The sequence below is a fragment of the Pseudomonas sp. QTF5 genome, from assembly GCF_000512695.2.
In the GTDB taxonomy this organism is placed as follows: domain Bacteria; phylum Pseudomonadota; class Gammaproteobacteria; order Pseudomonadales; family Pseudomonadaceae; genus Aquipseudomonas.
In genome coordinates this window covers 64,527-79,782 of sequence record NZ_AZRW02000008.1, presented here as the reverse complement: position 1 = coordinate 79,782, position 15,256 = coordinate 64,527, and the positions used below count along the sequence as shown (strand labels likewise).

13 protein-coding genes and 1 pseudogene are annotated in these 15,256 nt (G+C 58.8%); 6 read left to right on the top strand and 8 right to left on the bottom strand.

Annotated features, from left to right (window positions below; genetic code table 11):
• Positions 1 to 223 precede the first annotated feature (223 nt).
• Together hexR and IC37_RS08895 are read left to right on the top strand one after the other, a co-directional pair.
• The gene (gene hexR / locus IC37_RS08900) at positions 224 to 1,090 is read left to right on the top strand and encodes a transcriptional regulator HexR (RefSeq protein ID WP_007896526.1); all 867 of its coding nucleotides are present in this window, start codon (positions 224 to 226) and stop codon (positions 1,088 to 1,090) included.
• A 256-nt stretch (positions 1,091 to 1,346) separates the two neighbouring features.
• Complete coding sequence (locus IC37_RS08895; protein ID WP_030132497.1) at positions 1,347 to 1,559, top strand: PA3496 family putative envelope integrity protein; 213 nt, start codon at positions 1,347 to 1,349, stop codon at positions 1,557 to 1,559.
• On the opposite strand, the gene IC37_RS08890 is transcribed toward IC37_RS08895, so the two are convergent.
• The gene (locus IC37_RS08890) at positions 1,501 to 2,463 is read right to left on the bottom strand and encodes a LysR family transcriptional regulator (RefSeq protein ID WP_030132496.1); all 963 of its coding nucleotides are present in this window, start codon (positions 2,461 to 2,463) and stop codon (positions 1,501 to 1,503) included. The genes IC37_RS08895 and IC37_RS08890 overlap by 59 nt on opposite strands.
• Positions 2,464 to 2,653: 190 nt before the next feature.
• On the opposite strand from IC37_RS08890, the gene IC37_RS08885 reads away from it, so the two are divergent.
• Complete coding sequence (locus IC37_RS08885; protein WP_030132495.1) at positions 2,654 to 4,069, top strand: acetyl-CoA carboxylase biotin carboxylase subunit; 1,416 nt, start codon at positions 2,654 to 2,656, stop codon at positions 4,067 to 4,069.
• Between the two features lie 11 nt (positions 4,070 to 4,080).
• Complete coding sequence (gene oadA / locus IC37_RS08880; protein WP_030132494.1) at positions 4,081 to 5,889, top strand: sodium-extruding oxaloacetate decarboxylase subunit alpha; 1,809 nt, start codon at positions 4,081 to 4,083, stop codon at positions 5,887 to 5,889.
• Between the two features lie 204 nt (positions 5,890 to 6,093).
• Here the strand turns inward: oadA and IC37_RS08875 are convergent.
• The 3 genes and pseudogenes from IC37_RS08875 to IC37_RS08865 all read right to left on the bottom strand — a co-directional run bounded on the left by IC37_RS08875 (position 6,094) and on the right by IC37_RS08865 (position 9,586).
• Positions 6,094 to 7,613 (bottom strand): annotated as a pseudogene (locus IC37_RS08875) (autotransporter domain-containing protein).
• Between the two features lie 312 nt (positions 7,614 to 7,925).
• Positions 7,926 to 8,768, bottom strand: a complete 843-nt coding sequence (locus IC37_RS08870; RefSeq protein WP_030132493.1) for an amino acid ABC transporter permease — start codon at positions 8,766 to 8,768, stop codon at positions 7,926 to 7,928.
• The gene (locus IC37_RS08865; RefSeq protein WP_030132492.1) at positions 8,765 to 9,586 is read right to left on the bottom strand and encodes an ABC transporter substrate-binding protein; all 822 of its coding nucleotides are present in this window, start codon (positions 9,584 to 9,586) and stop codon (positions 8,765 to 8,767) included. The genes IC37_RS08870 and IC37_RS08865 overlap by 4 nt, the downstream gene beginning before the upstream one ends.
• 114 nt (positions 9,587 to 9,700) lie before the next feature.
• Between IC37_RS08865 and IC37_RS08860 the strand changes: the two genes are divergently transcribed.
• Positions 9,701 to 10,597, top strand: a complete 897-nt coding sequence (locus IC37_RS08860) for a homocysteine S-methyltransferase family protein (protein WP_030132491.1) — start codon at positions 9,701 to 9,703, stop codon at positions 10,595 to 10,597.
• 115 nt (positions 10,598 to 10,712) lie between these two features.
• Here IC37_RS08860 and IC37_RS08855 read toward each other — a convergent pair whose 3' ends face one another.
• The 3 genes from IC37_RS08855 to IC37_RS08845 are packed head-to-tail and all read right to left on the bottom strand — an operon-like array spanning position 10,713 to position 12,481.
• Positions 10,713 to 11,384 (bottom strand): GNAT family N-acetyltransferase, encoded by a 672-nt coding sequence (locus IC37_RS08855; protein ID WP_030132490.1) that lies wholly within the window; start codon positions 11,382 to 11,384, stop codon positions 10,713 to 10,715.
• A gap of 17 nt (positions 11,385 to 11,401) precedes the next feature.
• The gene (locus IC37_RS08850) at positions 11,402 to 11,848 is read right to left on the bottom strand and encodes a GNAT family N-acetyltransferase (RefSeq protein ID WP_030132489.1); all 447 of its coding nucleotides are present in this window, start codon (positions 11,846 to 11,848) and stop codon (positions 11,402 to 11,404) included.
• Between the two features lie 9 nt (positions 11,849 to 11,857).
• Complete coding sequence (locus tag IC37_RS08845; protein ID WP_030132488.1) at positions 11,858 to 12,481, bottom strand: FMN-binding negative transcriptional regulator; 624 nt, start codon at positions 12,479 to 12,481, stop codon at positions 11,858 to 11,860.
• A 90-nt stretch (positions 12,482 to 12,571) separates the two neighbouring features.
• Here IC37_RS08845 and IC37_RS08840 point away from each other — a divergent pair, with 90 nt between their 5' ends.
• Positions 12,572 to 14,125: a PLP-dependent aminotransferase family protein gene (locus IC37_RS08840; RefSeq protein WP_030132487.1), complete on the top strand. Its 1,554-nt coding sequence runs from the start codon at positions 12,572 to 12,574 to the stop codon at positions 14,123 to 14,125.
• Between the two features lie 15 nt (positions 14,126 to 14,140).
• On the opposite strand, the gene IC37_RS08835 is transcribed toward IC37_RS08840, so the two are convergent.
• Positions 14,141 to 15,256, bottom strand: coding sequence for a polyamine ABC transporter substrate-binding protein (locus IC37_RS08835; RefSeq protein ID WP_030132486.1), 1,116 nt, complete (start codon positions 15,254 to 15,256; stop codon positions 14,141 to 14,143).

The window sequence follows — 15,256 nt, the reverse complement described above, 5'->3', positions numbered from 1 at the left end:
TATATTTCTTCTAAAGCCGCGGGAGCTCAGGGTACGATTTTCGCTGCCCTCAGCAAGGGTGACGCCGCGCGGGTGTTTCCCGCTACATGGGGCATTTCCTGCCAAAATTGGGAAGATCAATGCCATCCGGTTACGTTTTGAGCAGGCAAAAAGCCGATTCATGTAGTATAACTACAAGCGTGCTACATCACCGGCACCTGCCAACAACAAAGAGTCCAGACCCTTGAATCTGCTGCAACATATCGCCCAGTCACGTCACCTGTTACGCAAGTCGGAGCTCAAGGTCGCCGACCACGTGCTGCTTGACCCTGCGGCGGTGATGCACAGCTCCATGGCCGACCTGGCCCACAGCGTGGGCATCAGCGAGCCGACTATCGTGCGGTTTTGCCGCGCCATCGGCTGCTCCGGGTTTCAGGATTTGAAACTGAAGCTGGCGCAGAGCCTGGCGGCTGGCGCGAGCTTCGGGCAGTTCGCGATCCATGAAGACGATTCAGTCGCCGATTACAGCCTGAAAATCTTCGACACCACCCTGCACACCCTGATGGAGGTTCGCGAGAAACTCGATCCGGTGGAGTTGCAGAGGGCTGTGTCGCTCATGTCTCAGGCTCAGCGTGTCGAGTTCTATGGATTCGGTGCTTCGGGCGCAGTGGCGGCGGATGCCCAGCACAAATTTTTCCGTTTGCTGCTGACCGCAGCGGCGTATTCCGACCCGCACATGCAGGCGATGTCGGCGGTTACCCTGAAGCCGAGCGACGTGGCGATCTGCATTTCCCAGTCGGGGCGTTCCAAGGACCTGTTGATCACTGCCAATCTGGTGCGCGAAAGCGGTGCCTCGTTGATCACTCTGTGCCCGAGCCAGACACCATTGGCCGAGCTGTCGACCGTCAATCTGGCGATCGATGTGCACGAAGACACCGAAATCTACACGCCGCTGACGTCGCGCATCGCGCACCTGGTGGTGATCGATGTGCTGGCGATGGGCGTAGCCATGGCCCGCGGTCCGAGCCTGGTCAACCACCTGAAAAGCGTCAAACGCAGCCTTCGCAGCTTGCGGCTGTCGCCCAAGTCAGTAAAAGCCCTCGACGATTGATTCGTCGTTTGGCGTGATGGTCGGAAGGTCGTTCCGACCTTATTCGCGAGCAAGCCCGCTCCCACATTGATCGGCTGTGTTGCACAAAAAGTGTGTATATCGCAGATCCCATGTGGGAGCGGGCTTGCTCGCGAAGGCGTCCTCAAAAACACCCCTGTCATCCGCCAATGTTCACACCTCTGTAACCCTCCCGCCGCCAAACCGTCATCCCTGGCCCCTATCTTGTAACTCCCGTACTCGCCTTGGGAGACTCGAAATGGCTCAGCCCTACGAAGAACGCAACAGCGCCGTCAAAACCCGTCGTCAGCAAGAAGATCAGCGCCGCATGGTATTTCGTCGCGCCATCGAAGATCGCTGCGAACGCCGTCAGCTTCTGGCGGAAATTGGCGAATTTCCTGACGACCTCGAACTCAACTATTGGCAGGCAGCACCGGTAGCTTCCCGTCGAAACGCTCAACCAGCGCGCTGATCTGCGCCCGCTCGCTGCGGATAAACGCAAGGAATGCGTGGGCCACCGGCGATAGCCGTTTGGCCTTGGCCTGCACCAGGCACCAGCTACGCAGCAGCGGCAACTCTTCGACCGGCAGCTCAATCAGGGCGCCGGTTGCCAACTCAAGGTTCAGGGCGTGGCGCGTCAACAGCGCCAAGCCCAGACCTGCCAATACGCATTCACGCTGAGCTTCGGCCGAGGCGACCTCCTGGGTCTGGGTGAAGTGCACGCGCTTCTCTTTGAAATACTCATCGCAGGCCAATCGCGTACCGGAACCGGGTTCGCGCAACAGCAGCGTGTAGGGTTCCAGATCCTGCAAGCGTAACGGCCCCATGTGGCACAGCGGATGATCCGGCGGCGCTACAGCGACGATCGGGTTGTTGAGGAACGGCAGGAATTCCAGTCCCATGTCCTGTGGGACCATCGACATGATCACCAAGTCATCACGGTTATCCGACAGGCGCCGGATGACCTGGCCACGGTTAACAACCGTCAGGTGCAGGTTCACTTCGGGATGCTGGCGTTTGAAGGCGGCAAACAGGTGCGGTACGAAATACTTGGCGCTGGATTCCACTGCCAGTTTCAGCTGGCCCTGCAATGAGCCTTGCATGTCCGACAGCTGCATATCGAGGTTTTCCAGGCGCCCGAAAATGTCCCGGCTGGCGCGCTGCAATGCTTCAGCCGCCTCGGTCATGTAGAGTTTTTTACCGACGTAATCGAATAATGGTTGGCCAATCAGCTCTTCGAGTTGACGAATCTGTAGGCTCACGGCAGGTTGTGTGAGAGACATTTCGTCGGCAGCGCGGCTGTAGGACCTTAAGTCGCACACCTCATTGAAGATCTGCAATTGTCGCAACGTCATACGCATCAATGACTTACGCATTTTCTAGAGACCTTGGGCGGAGACTGATGCTTCAACTATAAGTCTTTGCTTATGTGTAACCCAATTATTATTCATTTTTGTTAATCCCTTGCGAAGGCTAGTGTGGAGCTGCGACTGAATTGAAACATTTAGTCACGCGCCGACCTGGTTTGACAGGTCGTGGGTACCACCGGCTCAAGGGAACCTCCAAGTGATAAAAAAGATCCTGATCGCCAACCGTGGTGAGATTGCCGTACGAATCGTGCGTGCCTGCGCCGAAATGGGCATTCGCTCGGTCGCGATCTATTCCGACGCCGACCGCCATGCCTTGCATGTGAAGCGTGCGGATGAGGCCCACAGCATCGGTGCCGAGCCACTGGCCGGCTACCTGAATGCGCGCAAGCTGGTGAACCTGGCGGTAGAAACCGGTTGCGATGCGCTGCACCCCGGCTACGGTTTCCTCTCGGAAAACGCTGAACTGGCAGATATCTGCGCAGAGCGCGGCATCAAGTTCATCGGTCCATCGGCTGAAGTGATTCGCCGCATGGGCGACAAGACCGAAGCCCGTCGCAGCATGATCAAGGCTGGCGTACCCGTCACCCCGGGGACCGAAGGTAACGTCGCGGATATCGCGCAAGCCTTGATCGAAGGCGACCGCATCGGTTATCCGGTGATGCTCAAGGCGACTTCCGGTGGTGGTGGTCGTGGTATCCGTCGCTGCGACAGCCGGGAAGAACTCGAACAAGCCTTTCCGCGGGTCATTTCCGAAGCCACCAAGGCTTTCGGTTCGGCGGAAGTGTTCCTGGAAAAATGCATCGTCAATCCGAAACACATCGAAGCGCAGATCCTCGGCGACAGCTTCGGCAACGTGGTGCACCTGTTCGAGCGTGACTGTTCGATCCAGCGTCGCAACCAGAAGCTGATCGAGATCGCTCCGAGCCCGCAACTGACCCCGGAACAGCGCGCCTACATCGGCGACCTGTCGGTGCGTGCGGCCAAGGCTGTGGGTTACGAGAACGCCGGCACCGTGGAGTTCCTGCTCGCCGAGGGCGAGGTGTACTTCATGGAGATGAATACCCGGGTGCAGGTGGAACACACCATCACCGAAGAAATTACCGGCATCGACATCGTTCGCGAGCAGATTCGCATCGCCTCCGGTCTGCCGCTTTCGGTGAAACAGGAAGACATCCAGCACCGCGGTTTCGCGCTGCAATTCCGGATCAACGCCGAAGACCCGAAAAACAACTTCCTGCCGAGCTTCGGCAAGATCACCCGTTATTACGCGCCCGGCGGCCCCGGCGTACGCACCGACACAGCGATCTATACCGGCTACACCATTCCGCCGTTCTACGACTCCATGTGCCTGAAACTGGTGGTCTGGGCGCTGACCTGGGAAGAAGCGATGGACCGTGGCTTGCGTGCCCTTGACGACATGCGTCTGCAAGGGGTCAAGACCACCGCCGCGTATTACCAGGAAATCCTGCGTAATCCGGAATTCCGTAGCGGCCAGTTCAATACCAGCTTCGTTGAAAGCCACCCTGAACTGACCAACTACTCGATCAAGCGCAAACCCGAAGAGCTGGCCCTGGCCATCGCCGCCGCCATCGCCGCCCACGCAGGCCTGTGAGGAATATAACAATGAGCAAGAAAATCCACGTTACCGACACAATCCTGCGCGACGCCCACCAATCGCTGCTCGCCACCCGCATGCGCACCGAAGACATGCTGCCGATCTGCGACAAGCTCGACAAAGTCGGCTACTGGTCGCTGGAATGCTGGGGCGGCGCGACCTTCGACGCCTGCGTACGCTTCCTGAAAGAAGACCCGTGGGAGCGTCTGCGCCAACTGCGCGCGGCCTTGCCTAACACGCGTCTGCAAATGCTCCTGCGGGGCCAGAACCTGCTGGGCTACCGCCACTACAGCGACGACGTGGTCAAAGCCTTCGTCGCCAAGGCCGCGGTCAACGGCATCGACGTGTTCCGCATTTTCGACGCGATGAACGACGTGCGTAACCTGCGAGTTGCCATCGAAGCCGTAAAAGCGGCCGGTAAACACGCTCAAGGCACTATCGCTTACACCACCAGCCCTGTGCACACCATTGACGCGTTCGTGGCGCAAGCCAGACAAATGGAAGCCATGGGATGTGATTCCGTGGCGATCAAAGACATGGCTGGCCTGTTGACCCCGTATGCCACTGGCGAACTGGTCAAGGCATTGAAATCCGAGCAGTCGCTGCCCGTGTTCATTCACTCGCACGACACCGCTGGCATGGCCACCATGTGCCAACTCAAGGCCATCGAAAACGGTGCCGATCACATTGACACCGCGATCTCCAGCTTCGCTTCCGGTACCAGCCATCCAGGCACCGAATCGATGGTCGCTGCTCTTAAAGGCAGCGAATATGACACCGGCCTGAACCTTGAGCTGTTGCAGGAAATCGGCTTGTACTTCTACGCCGTACGCAAGAAATACCACCAGTTCGAAAGCGAATTCACCGCCGTCGACACCCGCGTTCAAGTCAACCAGGTACCGGGCGGGATGATTTCCAACCTGGCCAACCAGTTGAAAGAGCAGGGCGCACTGAACCGCATGAGCGAAGTGCTTGCCGAAATCCCGCGCGTTCGCGAAGACCTCGGCTTCCCGCCGCTGGTGACGCCGACCTCGCAAATCGTTGGCACCCAGGCGTTCTTCAACGTGCTGGCTGGCGAGCGCTACAAGACCATCACCAACGAAGTGAAGCTCTACCTGCAGGGCGGCTACGGCAAAGCACCGGGCACCGTGAACGAAAAACTGCGTCGTCAGGCGATCGGCAGCGAAGAAGTGATCGACGTGCGTCCGGCCGATCTGCTCAAGCCGGAAATGACCAAGCTGCGTGCCGAAATCGGCGCAGTGGCCAAGTCTGAAGAAGACGTGCTGACCTACGCCATGTTCCCGGACATCGGCCGCAAGTTCCTCGAAGAACGCGCAGCCGGCACCCTCACACCAGAGGTGCTGTTGCCAATTCCGGAAGCGGGTGGCGTGGCGTCGGCCGGCGGCGAAGGTGTGCCGACCGAGTTCGTCATCGACGTTCACGGCGAAACCTACCGCGTCGACATCACCGGTGTCGGCGTCAAGTCGGAAGGCAAGCGTCACTTCTACCTGTCCATCGACGGCATGCCGGAAGAAGTGGTGTTCGAACCGCTCAACGAATTCGTCAGCGGCGGCAGCAGCAAACGCAAGCAAGCCACTGCACCGGGCCACGTCAGCACCACCATGCCGGGCAACATCGTCGATGTGCTGGTCAAGGAAGGCGACACCGTGAAGGCCGGCCAGGCCGTGCTGATCACCGAAGCGATGAAGATGGAAACCGAAGTCCAATCGGCCATCGCCGGCAAAGTCACCGCCATCCACGTGGCCAAGGGCGACCGGGTGAACCCGGGCGAGATTCTGATCGAGATCGAAGGCTGAGTTAACAGCCTCGATATACCGTTTTAAACCTCGGGGGGGCATGTGCTCCCCTTTTTTTTTGCCCGGTGTTTGAGTGGATTGCAGATCAAGTGTGGGAGCGGGCTTGCTCGCGAAGGCGGTGTGACATTCAGCATCCATATTGACTGACACTCCGCATTCGCGAGCAAGGTATTGCACTGAATCAGTGAATATGAGGCGAGTTCATCAGAACGCTATCCGCCACTGTCCCATTACGCCATGACTGCGGCTGTCGCTCTGTCGATCTCGCCGGTAAGGCCCACACCCAGCGTGTGGTTGGCCGAGAGCCCCAGGTCGAGCCCGGCATCAAGCGACAGGCTGTCGCGATCAAACGCTGCCCCGGCGATGTCGAAACGTTTCCCGCCCTTGACCAACTGTTGGCGCGTTTCGCTGCCGAGCTCGCCGTAGATGTGTTTCCAGCTGGCGCTGAATCGCGATGTCAGGCGCATGCCGTTGTCCAGTGAGTTCAGCTTCGCCGCGCGCAGGCCGAAGGTGCTGCTGAAATTGTCCTGGGTTTGCCCATAGACTTTCAGCGCTGCATCGCCACCTTTTTCGGTGTGGTTGTCACGCTGGTAGCGTTGATAGCCGACGCTGGCGAATGGCTCGACCGTCACATTGTTGCGGCCCAGATTGAAGCCCGCTTCTGCGAAGGCCTGCTGGGTGTTGGCGTCATAGCTGCCTTTGAGGCGGTCGTTGAATCCGTTGAATGCAACCCGACGTTTGCTGCTGCCTTCATGGCTGGCGTAGGTAGCACCGAGACGCAGCGCCAATGGGCCGTCCTGGCGCACCGCATAAGCCCCCAGGTGCCAACTGTCGAGATCGCCGTCGAATTGTCGAGCATCGAGTTTCGTCTGTGATTTTCCGCCCATCACCCCGACATGCCATTGCTGATCGAGCCGCCAGTCGGCGCCCAGAACGAGGCCTTGGGTGGAGTGTTTCAGTGTGTTGTCGAAGTCGCTCTCGGCTTTGCCGCCATTGCCCAATGCCTGAAGCCAGACGCGGCTGCTGTTATCACTGCCAGTGGCAAGGCGTGGAGCTTTGTCGGAGAAAGTGCTCGTGCCGTTATCCAGCTGGCGCATGGCTGAGAGCATGCTGGCGCTGACGGGGCTGACACTGCTTAAAGTGGCTTTTGCGAGGTTGGCGTTGCTACTTGCGGCCAATTGTTCAATGGCGATGGAGGCATTGGCCTTGTTGCTGGCCAGTAGCGCGCCGATGGCGGCGTTGGCGATCACGGTTTTGGGGGTGTCTACACTGCGGGCCAGGGCCTGCGCGCTGGCAGAGGTGGCAACCGTCTCGAGCGGTACATCGTTGCGGGTCAGCGCCACTTGAGTGTCACTATAGGAAGCCTCTGGCGTCATGAATGCCAGATTACTGGTGACTTGTCCGAACTCACCTTCAACATTTCCGGTATTCAGCACGGTTTGGACGGTGCTTTGGGCGTGGTTACCGGGAAGAGCAACAACATTCATACCTGCGTTACTTGGTGTGGCCGTAGCCTCGACCGTAAGCGCTGAAGCGCCTACGGTGGTCTCTTCAAACACAGTGGGGGCTACAGGTTTGGTGGTTTTTTTTCGGGTTTTGGTGGGCTTTGCGTCGGCGTCGACTTGAGGCTCCAGTTGCTGGGCCAGGGAGAACTCTGCACAACCAGCTGCAAGTGCAATGGCCAGGACAAGGTGGTGGGGTTTGTATTTATGTTGAATGGGCATCGAGTACGGCCTCTTTTGACAGGAGGCCAAACTCTAAGAGGGAGGCTATAGGTGCCGATGTCGGCTGCTTCCGACGGGCTTGCGGGGAGTGTCAGATGGTTGTGTAGAAAATGGTCAGCCGCTTGATACCGGTTGATTTTATCTGTTCGCGCTGATGCTTTTTCTTACATCGAATCAAGATATGGGGGCTATCGCATCTTCAAAAACGCATGTGCCGCACGTTAAAGATCAAAAGATCGCAGCCTTCGGCAGCTCCTTCTTCGGGTCGATGTACACCCGGTAGGAGCTTTCGAAGGTTGCGATTTCTCTGTTTTAAACCTGGCTACGGCTCAAATACGCCTTCCCATAATGCCGCTCCATCCGCGCCTGAATCAGCTCCAATCCAATCGACATCAACCAATAAATAATCGCTGCAGTCGTGAGCATCTCGATATAGCGATAGCTCGAGCGCCCATACGATTGCGCCAGGAACATCACTTCCCAAACCCCCATCACCGAAATCAGTGATGAGTCCTTGAGCATCGAGATGAACTGGTTGGTGGTGGGCGGGATGATGGTGCGCATGGCCTGAGGCAGGGTGACGCGCCAGAAGATCACGGTTTCGCGCATGCCCAGGGCCAGCGATGCTTCGCGTTGGCCATGGGGGACGCCGAGGATGCCGGCGCGGAAGATTTCGCTGAGATAAGCGCCGTAGTTCAGCGACAGGGCGATGATGCCGGCAGCGATGGCGCCAGGCACGATGCCCAATTGCGGCAGGCCGAGGTAGATCAGCAGGATCTGGATCAGCAGCGGTGTGCCGCGAAAGAACGAGGCGTAGAAGCTCGCGATACCGAACGCCACCGCGCTTTTCGACAGCCGCGCCAGGGCAGTGATGAAGCCCAACAGCGATGACGTCACGATTGAGCACAGGCACAAGAACAACGTCAGTGCTGCGCCTTGCAGAAAGCCGTTGGGCGCCAGGTGCAGGCCGATCAGGTTCGGCAGTTTGTCGAGGATGATCGAGAACTTCAGGTCGAAGCTCAGGAAGAAACTTGCGAACAAGCCGAACATCGCTGCCCAGGTCAGGTACAGCCGGGTACGGAAGCCGAAAATCCGTTGCAGCAATGACTCAGTCACTGGTTGCGGCGGCTGAGGTGGTTTGGGGAAAGAAGTCATTTGCTGATGTCGGCACCGATCCATTTTTGCGACAGCTTGCTCAAGGTGCCGTCCTGTTTCAGCTGGGCAAACACATCACGTACTTTGGCGTCCCACTGAGCGTCGCCTTTTTCGATGGCCACCGAGTTCGGCTCCGAGTACAGCGGCTGGCCGGCGAGTTTCAAGCGCTTGTCTTCGTTCAGGCGCGGTTGGGCAGTGACAAGGTTGGTGAGGATTGCGTCCAGACGCACGCCAGTACCCAGGCCCAAATCCTGGAACGCGACGTTGTCGGTGTCATAGGGGGCGATCTGCACATTCTCGAATGGGTACTGCAGTTGGGTGTCTTCGGCGCCTTCGATCACCAGGTTTTTGTTCAGATAGCTTTCATAGCTGGAGGCGCTGGTGAGGCCGACTTTTTTGCCGCTCAAATCTTTGGCGCCATGGATGCTGTCGTCCTTGGCATTGACCACGATCACCGCTGGCGAGGCGTAGTACTCGACCGGGAAATCGAAGACTTCGGCGCGGGCCTTGCTCGGGGTCATGGAGCAGATGCAGATGTCGTAACGCCCGCTCCAGCGACCGGCGGCGATCACATCCCAGGACGGCGTTTCGAGGCGCAGCTTGACGCCCAGTTTGTCCGCCACGGCCTTGGCCACGTCGACGTCGAAACCGTCGAGCTGGTTTTGGTCGTTGAGGAACGAGAAGGGCGGATAGCTTTCCATCAACACGCCCACGAGTTCTTTCTTTTGCTCGATGCGGTCCAGAGTGGAGCCCGCAAAGGCTTGGGTAGAGGCAGTCAGAATCGTCAGGCCCAGGGCCAGCAGTGGTTGAAATTTCACAGTTGATCCCTGAAAAAAAAAAGAGGTTGTTATTAACCGGGTGGTGCGTATTAAATAGTTATAAGAACGACTCTGATAGTGAGTTATTTTCATAAGCTTATGAGTGAAAAGCATATGGGCGCAGGGACGGTAATTCTAGATGGTGGCATGGGTCGTGAGTTGCAGCGCCGAGGGGCGCCTTTCAGGCAACCCGAGTGGTCGGCGCTGGCCTTGAGCGAAGCGCCGCAAGCGGTGGAGGCGGTGCACGCGGCTTATATCGAAAGCGGTGCCAACGTGATCACCAGCAACAGTTACGCGGTGGTGCCGTTCCATATTGGCGAAGAGCGTTTTGCCGCTGAGGGCCAGGCTCTCGCGGCATTGGCCGGTGAGCTGGCCCGGCGTGCGGTCGATGCGGCGGGCAAACCGGTGCGCGTGGCCGGTTCATTGCCGCCGTTGTTCGGCTCCTATCGCCCAGACCTGTTTGACGCTGCGCGGGTGACTGAATTGCTGACGCCTCTGGTCAATGGCCTGGCGCCTCATGTCGATCTGTGGCTGGCCGAAACCCAGAGCTCGATTATCGAGGCACGGGCGATCCATGCCGGCCTGCCGAAGGACGGCAAGCCGTTCTGGCTGTCGTTTACCTTGAAGGATGAAGACACCGACGAAGTGCCGCGTTTGCGTTCCGGTGAGCCCGTGGCTGAGGCTGCCGCGGTGGCGGCTGAGTTGGGCGTCGAGACCTTGCTGTTCAACTGCAGCCAGCCAGAAGTGATCGGTGCTGCGATCGATGCGGCGCGGGAAACCTTCGAGCGCTTGGGTGTGAAGATCTACATCGGCGCGTACGCCAATGCCTTCCCGCCACAACCGAAAGAGGCCACGGCCAATGACGGGCTGGACCCGTTGCGCGACGATCTCGATCCGCCGGGCTACCTGCAATGGGCGGCCGATTGGCAGAAGCGTGGGGCCAGCCATTTGGGCGGTTGCTGCGGGATCGGGCCGGAGCATATTGCGGTGTTGGCCCAGAAACTGGTTTGAAAGATCGTTCCCACGCGCAGAAAAGGAGTGCATCCCGCGACGCTCTGCGTCGCCTTCCGGATCGAACGCAGAGCGTCCGTTGCTGCATTCCCACGCAGGAGCGTGGGAACGATCATCAGGTGCGGCACTCAACCAGAGTTTTCACCTGCCCCGATTCCGTCTGGTTCTCATCGGACAACCACCGCTCGAACCCCGCGCCAATCGCCGGCCATTCCGAATCCAGAATCGAATACCACGCCGTGTCACGGTTCTGACCCTTGACCACCATGTGCTGCCGGAAAACCCCCTCAAAACTGAACCCCAACCGCTCCGCTGCATATTTGGAACGGGCATTGCCGTTGTTGCATTTCCATTCCAGACGCCGGTAACCCAAGGCAAAAGATTCCCTGGCCAGCAGGTAAACCGCTTCGGTGCTTCTTGGCGAACGCTGCATCGGTGCGCCGAAGGTCACATGGCCGATTTCGATGCGGCCCTGAGCAGGGACAATCGACATCAGGCTGAGGATGCCTTGCACGTCGCCGCTGGCGCGGTCGATCACCGTGAAGAAATACGGGTCGCTGTTGGCCGCGTGATTGTTCAGCCAATCGTTGAAAGCGCTGCGTTCCGGGAAGGGACCGTAAGGCAAATAATCCCAGAGCTTCGGATCCGAGCCCGGGCCTTCGAGGGCTTTCCACAAGCCGTCGGCGTGACGGGCCGGGTCAAGTTTTTCCAGGCGGATGAAACGCCCTTCGATCAGTTGAACCGAGGGCGGTGGAACACCTTTCCAGTCCGCGAGTGAAGTCGACATGCTGCTCTCCTTGAGTCTTAATGGGCTTTGCAAAACTGGATGAAACCGGGGCGCTCGGCGATGCGCTTATAGAGCTGAATCGCGGTGGCGTTGGTTTCGTGGGTTAACCAATGGACTTCGCAGCACCCGTCGGCCTTGGCCGTGGTGTAGACGAATTCGATCAGTTGCCGCCCGACACCGGTGCCGCGGGTTTCTGGCGTCACCAGCAAGTCTTGCAGGTAACAGGAGTTTTCGATGCTCCAGTTCGAGCGGTGGTAGATGAAATGCACCATCCCCACTGCTTTGCCATCGGCCCAGGCCAGCGCCCCATGGGTCGGTTCGCTCGGGTCGAGCAGGCGCTGCCAGGTGCTCTGGGTGACTGCGTCGGGCAATTCAGTTTTGTAAAAACGCAAGTAGGCTTGCCACAACGGCAGCCAGGCCGCGTGATCGTCGGCGGTGACCTGGCGGATGTCGATCTGATTCATGTTGGTTCCTTAACGCATCAAGTGGGCGAGGGCCTGGTCATGCACATCAGGGCTGGCGACCAGCCCCTCGCGCACACCGGCGATGTCTGCAGCATTGCGGTTCTGGCTGAGCTTGCGTTTGCCCTCCAGACGCTGGATCGGCAAGGCAAAACCGACAATGGCCTTGAGCATGCCATCAATGTAGTCGGTGGGGGCGTCGTCGACTTTCCATGGGTTGGAGCGCCCCGACTCATGACGATCAGTCAGAGCACTGACCAGATTGCGCAGGCGATCGGCGTCGGTGAACACTTCGGTCATGCCATAGGCGTGCACAGCGATGTAATTCCAGGTCGGCACGACTTTGCCATGCTCGGCTTTGCTCGGATAAAACCCCGGGCTGACGTAGGCATCGGCACCGGCAAAAATCACCAGCGCCTCGGCGCCGTTCTGCAATTCCCGCCATTGTGGATTGGCCCGGGCGAGGTGGCCGTAGAGGGTGCCATTCGGGCCTTGGTCAACATTCAGCAGCAGCGGCAGATGACTGGCTTGCAGGCCCTGTTCACCGTGGGTGACCAAGACAGCGAGACGAGTGTCGAGTATCTGCTGATGCAGTTCGTTCAAATCATCGATCGCGAAATTGCTGGGCGTGTACATGGAAATATTCCTTGGCGAATGCCTGCATCCTAGGCAGGCTATTGGTCTGTTGTAAGAGCCATTAATGACCAATTTCATAGGTCCATTACCATGCCGAATCCGCCGCTTCCCTCGTCGTTCAATCCGGCGGGTATCGAACTCGACCGCCGCCAAGGCCTGAGTCGTCAGCTCTATCAAGCGTTGCGGGTGCGAGTGCTCGACGGACGATTGGCCAGCGGCACACGACTGCCGGCCAGTCGCGATCTGGCTGCGGCGTTATCGATTTCCCGCAACAGCGTGGTCCGTGCCTACGATCAGCTCTACGCCGAAGGCTTCATCGAGGGGCGTGTTGGCGACGGGACTTATGTCGCGCAATTGCCTCAAGCCGCGGTGTCGGCAAAAAAATTATCCACAAAAGTATCCACAGGGTTTTCAACAGGGTTACCCACAACCTTATCCACAAATTGGCTGGATTTACCTGTGGTTTCATCCAGTAAAGTTATCCACAGCGGTGCTTTTGGCCGGGTTGAAAAGAACCATTTGGCCTTGCCTCCCAGTGGTCCGCCTCGGGCATTTCGTGTCGGCGTTCCGGCCTTCGATCTATTTCCTTTCGAGGTCTGGGCCAAGCTGAATGCGGCTTTCTGGCGTAAGCCTGATTTAGAGCAACTGTGTTACGGCGACCCAGCGGGTGATGCACGATTGCGTGGGCTGATTGCTGCGTACTTGCGCAGTTCGAGGGGCATGCAGTGTTCGGCTGAGCAAATAGTGATCACCAGTGGCGCACAACAGGGGATTAGCCTTTGTGCACAGTTGCTGGTGGAGCCTGGCGACGGGGTGGGCATTGAAAATCCGGGGTATCGAGCGGCGGGTCATGCGTTCGCTGTCGCCGGCGCGCGATTGCACGGGATAGCGGTGGACAGCGAGGGCATTGATTGCACCGAGTTGGCGGGGCTCAGCGATTGTCGATTGGCTTACGTCACGCCGTCGCATCAGTACCCGACCGGGGTGGTCATGAGCCTGGCGCGACGCCTTGAATTATTGGCCTGGGCCGAACGCACCCAAGGCTGGATCGTCGAGGACGACTACGATGGCGAATACCGTTACAGCGGCGCACCTCTGGCACCGTTGGCTGCACTCGATCGGCAGGGGCGGGTGCTGTATGTCGGAACCTTCGGCAAGGTCGCATTCCCGGCACTAAGACTGGGTTATCTGGTGTTGCCGCCCGGATTGGTTGAGGCGTTCTCCCAGCGTCGTGCGGTGGACGTGCGGCACTCGGAGGTCAGCACTCAAGCGGTAATGGCTGAGTTCATGGCAGCCGGGCACTTCCAGCGACACATCCGGCGTATGCGCCGTGCTGCGTTGAGTCGGCGTAACGTTTTGCTCAATGGCTGGCCTGTGGATATCCCGGGCGTCGGTAAGCTGCCCAGTGTGGCGGCCGGTTTGCACCTGACGGTACGTGTCGACAGCGTGGCCCGTGAGCGCGAATTGATCGAACAAGCCGCCAGTGTCGGGGTGGAGGTCAATGGACTGAGCAGTTATTGGCTGCCAGACACGACGCTCCCCGAGGACCAGCGAGCGGGGCTGGTCCTGGGGTTCGCCGCAGTGCCAGAGACGGCTATCGAATCGGCACTGGCGAGGCTCAAAGAGATCTGGCGCCCGGTATGAGCTGCGCCGCCCGGATCAAGTCCCGGACTTGATCTTGGTCCAGGCGCGGGTCCGTGCCCGTTCGGCATCGCGAGGCAACGGTTGCAGGGTGTAGAGCGTGCTCATCGCCGCTTCGGTCGGGTACAGGTTCGGGTTGTTGCGGATCGTCGGGTCGACCATTTCCGTGGCATCCTTGTTCGGGTTCGGGTAACCGACGAAGTCGCTGACCGGTGCGATGATCTGAGGCTGCAGCAAGTAGTTGATGAAGGTGTAGGCGTCTTCCGGGTTTTTCGCGCCTTTCGGGATCGCCAGCATTTCGAACCAGATCGGCGCGCCTTCTTTGGGCAGGCGCATGTCGACGATCACGGCATTCTTGGCTTCCTTGGCACGGTTGGCGGCCTGGGAGAAACTGCCGGAGTAGCCGACCGCCACGCAGATGTCACCGTTGGCAATGTCGGCCATGTACTTGGACGAATGGAAGTAGGTGATGTAGGGACGAATTTTCATGAGCAACGCTTCAGCCTTGGCGTAGTCCGCCGGCTTCTTGCTGTTGGGGTCCAGGCCCAGGTGTTGCAGGGCCAGCGGCAGGATCTCTGACGGCGAGTCCAGCAGCGCCACGCCACACTGCTTGAGCTTGCTGATGTTCTCTTCCTTGAAGATCAGGTCCCAGCTGTCCACCGGTGCGTTGTCGCCCAAAGCCGCCTTGACCTTGTCCGGGTTGAAGCCAATCAGAATGGTCCCGTACATGTACGGAACGGCGAATTTGTTGCCCGGGTCGTTGGCTTCGATCAGCTTCATCAGCTTCGGATCGAGGTGATTCCAGTTCGGCAGTTTGCTGCGGTCCAGCGGCTGGAACACCCCGGCTTCGATCTGCTTGGCGAGGAACACGTTGGACGGCACCACCACGTCATAACCGGAGTTACCGGTCAGCAACTTGGCCTCCAGCGCTTCGTTGGTGTCGAAGATGTCGTAGACCAGTTTGGTCTGGGTGTTCTGGGCCTTGAAATCTTCCAGCGCTTTGGGGGTGATGTAGTCGAACCAGTTGTACACCCGCAACGTACGTTCTTCAGCGTGAACGGCACCACTGAGCAGCGTGGCGCATAGCATTGCAGGGAAGAGCGCTGGCGCGATAAAACGCTTGAGTCGGTTCAT